Here is a 3,437-nt window from a genome sequence, read left to right on the forward strand (position 1 = left end):
ATCCCTCTCCTCATCAGCAACAGCGGGAGCAGCTCCAGCACCATCAGCGCCTCCGGGCCGACCGCGTGCAGCGTCCCCCTTCATCTGAACCACTCCCTGGCCGGGTTCCGCAGCTGCGCCCGCCTTCGGAGCGGGCCACCCACCGATAGCAATCACGCAGTGGGGACGGCGTGGAGCTGGTCATCAATGGTGTCAGCCGGGCAGCTCCTACACGAAAAGCCAGGTGGCACGAGCATTGGGGATCGCCCGCAACCGGCTGTATCTGCGTGGAAAGCAGGCGCACAAAGGCAAGCAGGTCTCCCTCGCTCGCGAACGGTGGCACGACATCGATGACACGCCGGGCCATCGCAAGCCGGCGGCCCTGCTCAAGATGGGGAAAAAGCGCGCCAGGCGGGTGATGAAACAATAGGGGTGGCGGCCAGACGCAAGCGCAAGCAATCTACCTATCCCAGCCGTGCCAGCAGCAGGGTGCCCCATGTGTTGTGCTCGATGAGTCCGGCCGGTACGCCAACGGATCACGACGACGCTGAACGCTTTATGGGCACCGTTCAGCTCTCCGTGGCGGAACGGAGACGCTCTCAGGGGGAGTGCTACGTAAGCTGTCACCAGCCGCAAAGTAGTGGGGAATGCGAGCACAAGCTCCCTGGTACCACTACTCGAAGAGGAGATACCTTTCATCGATTCGCGCTCTCCCTGGTGCTATTTATACCGGAAGTTGTGCAGATTCCTTCGCGAGCCATTGATCGGCGGTGTGTCGAATAGGGGAGAACCACACCCAGAGGACCGGGAGCAATCGACCGGCTGCTCCGACCACTAATGTCGGCCATAAGCCGATGGTTTGCCCTAACATCCCCCCGAGGAGTGCGCCTATGGGCATGGCTCCAATCACAATGAAGCGCATACTTGCACTCATCCGTCCCTGCAGGCGTTCCGGGGTAATCGTCTGTCGTAATGTCAACTGGTTGATACTATAGATGGTCCCCCCAAGACTCCCCAGGAACTGTGCTCCTATAAGCAGGGGCACAGCGAGCATGAGCGGACCGCGTGCCAGCGGGATGAGCAAGGCGCCGATGCTTGCCAGGATGGGAGCACCCACCAGGGTCCTGCCGAGGCCAAAACGCGTGGCAGTGCGCCGTGCGAGTGTTGCGCCAAAGAGAAAGCCCAGATTACTACTGGCAGAGATAATCCCCAGGAGCCCGGCAGTCGCTCCGAGGTCGCGAACCAAATACAGTACAAGGATAGTCGTAATCACACTGCCGAAGAGGTTGGCGGTTCCAGTGCAGCCGGCAATCGCTCGCAGAATCGGATTGCCAAACACAAAGCGAAGCCCTATCATCATCTCCGCCCAGAGATGCCGCTGCTCGCGCCGCGGTGGTGGTCCAGGCTCCTGTGCGCGGATCAGGCTCACACAAAGAGCAGACCAGAGGAAGGAGCCAGCGTCGAGAAGAATAGCAAAAGGGGGAGTGACGAATTGCATCAGGAAGCCCGCGATCGCTGGGCCAGCCACCTGAGACCCTGAGCGGCTGATCTCAAGCTTGCTGTTGCCCTCGATTAATTGTTCGCGTGGAAGCAACGTTGGAAGAAAGGCCTGATATGCTACCCCAAAGAAGACAGAAAGCGTCCCCACGCCAAACGCTACAATATAGAGGATCAGCATATGCAGCAGGCCGAGCCATGCTGCCAGAGGAATGAGGAGCAGTAACACCGCCCGCCCAAGATCTGCACCAATCAGCAGCAGGCGCCGTGGTAACCGATCGACCCAAACCCCTGCCATGAGTCCCAGAACCAGGATCGGGGCGGTTTCCGTAGCGCCGAGGAAACCCAGTTGCGCGGCAGGAACGTGCAGCGTCACCACGGCCACCAGCGGCACAGCGAGCAAGGTGATCTGGTCGCCAAAGAGCGAAACGCTTTGCCCAATCCACAGCTTCAGGAAATTTGGATGACGCCAGAGACTCACCTTCTGCGCCTGCATCAGACCCTCCTTGTTCGCCCGGAAGGCAGTGGAGAAAGCCCGAGGAGGAGGATGTCCACGTTTCTCTTTATCCCATATGGCCGCATTCGCTGGTCTCCCTTCCGTCTTCGTCCCTGACCTGCTTCTTGGCTAGAATGAGTTCTCTGGGTATCTTCTCTGCTCCTCGACGAAAGCCAGCTTGGGTTAACCACGTCGCTCCTTCATCGAAGCTGTAGCATCGGCTTCCCCCCTGCACCAGTAGAGAAACCGAAAAGACTGCTGTCTGCCTGGGGGCAGTCTTACTCGTTTCCAGAAAGAAATCTCGCACAAGCACCATACCATGATCTTCCAGTGCGGTAGACACTTTGTTGAAGAGCAGGGAAATTTGCTCTTCATCCAGCCAATGAACCACATGAGAGACCAGGACCGCATCGTAGATTCCCGGGAGTCCATCCTTGGTTACATCTCCCGCGATCAGGTTGATCCGGTCCTGTAAGTTCGCTTGCTGGGTCATTTGTTGTGTCATCGGCAGTGTGCCGGGAAGGTCAAATATGGTAGCATGAAGGTGAGGGTAAGCCAGACACAAAGCGATTGAACACGTCCCTGCTCCTCCGCCAATATCCAGGAGCGTGTGAAATGGACTCAGGCTTCTGCGAAAGGCGCCAACCTGTCCACGGAAGCGGTCATGGACGGCAGCGTTTGCTGAATCGATGCTGACTTTCACACAATCAACGCCGATGTCGCGAAGCCGTTGGGCAATTCGTGGGGTAACAATGGTACCATTCGTATTGAGGCAAATATACAAACCAAGGGACTTTGCGTGCTGAAGCACCTCAAAGATCCCTTTGAGCAGGAGTGGCTCGCCGCCGGTAATGACAACATCAAAGACCTCTAACTCTTTCAATCTGGTAAGGATTTGGCATAACTCTTCAACCGTACGTAAAGTTATCTGGTCGGATCTCACTCGTTGAGCCAACATAACAATGAGTGCAGAAGAGGTTACAGGTGAAGAGCGTACTGAGTGAAACCACAAGCGGGGCTTTGAGCTTGAGATGAGCGGGCAGAGGCGATGCTGTCATCGACGGATTTGGGGGACGTACTTCATCCTCTTGAGGGTATCCCTGGATAAGTTGCCGGTGATGCAACTCATCCAGAAACATAGTACAAATGTCCTCTGCCTGTGCCTCTGCGATTGGTTGGGACAACGCAGACGTGTACCACTCCTGGATCTTAGACTCGAGCTACCCCACACTGGGATGAGTGTCTAAGAGTTGAATAAGTCGGTAGCCGGGCTCATTTACTGGGTGAAAAGCTTTGGTCTCAAGATTAAAGAGGACTCCCCCAAACGGTTCGGAGCGGTGTACAATGTCTGGGTGAAGGGAGATGATCGCCTCTTTTCGTGGTTGCATACTATCCTCCACTCGATAGTAGCTGGGACTTCCTAGCCAGAAACTGAGTTCATCATCTCTGCAATACTAGATATTAC

General features: G+C 56.4%; 4 protein-coding genes. 1 reads left to right on the forward strand and 3 read right to left on the reverse strand.

What is annotated here, in order from left to right:
• Positions 1-223 precede the first annotated feature (223 nt).
• Entirely contained in the window at positions 224-409 is a 186-nt protein-coding gene (locus tag IRZ24_RS18355; protein ID WP_156025450.1) for a hypothetical protein, read from the forward strand.
• Between the two features lie 294 nt (positions 410-703).
• Here the strand turns inward: IRZ24_RS18355 and IRZ24_RS18360 are convergent, their stop codons facing one another.
• From IRZ24_RS18360 to IRZ24_RS18370, 3 genes are all read right to left on the reverse strand, one after another.
• A complete protein-coding gene (locus IRZ24_RS18360; RefSeq protein WP_297167545.1) occupies positions 704-1,972 on the reverse strand; it encodes an MFS transporter in 1,269 nt (422 codons plus the stop codon).
• Positions 1,973-2,039: 67 nt separating this feature from the next.
• The gene (locus tag IRZ24_RS18365; RefSeq protein WP_297167548.1) at positions 2,040-2,855 is read right to left on the reverse strand and encodes a methyltransferase; all 816 of its coding nucleotides are present in this window, start codon (positions 2,853-2,855) and stop codon (positions 2,040-2,042) included.
• Between the two features lie 25 nt (positions 2,856-2,880).
• Positions 2,881-3,111, reverse strand: coding sequence for a hypothetical protein (locus tag IRZ24_RS18370; RefSeq protein ID WP_297167551.1), 231 nt, complete (start codon positions 3,109-3,111; stop codon positions 2,881-2,883).
• Between the last annotated feature and the right edge of the window lie 326 nt (positions 3,112-3,437).

This window comes from Thermogemmatispora sp., from assembly GCF_019683755.1.
GTDB lineage: Bacteria > Chloroflexota > Ktedonobacteria > Ktedonobacterales > Ktedonobacteraceae > Thermogemmatispora.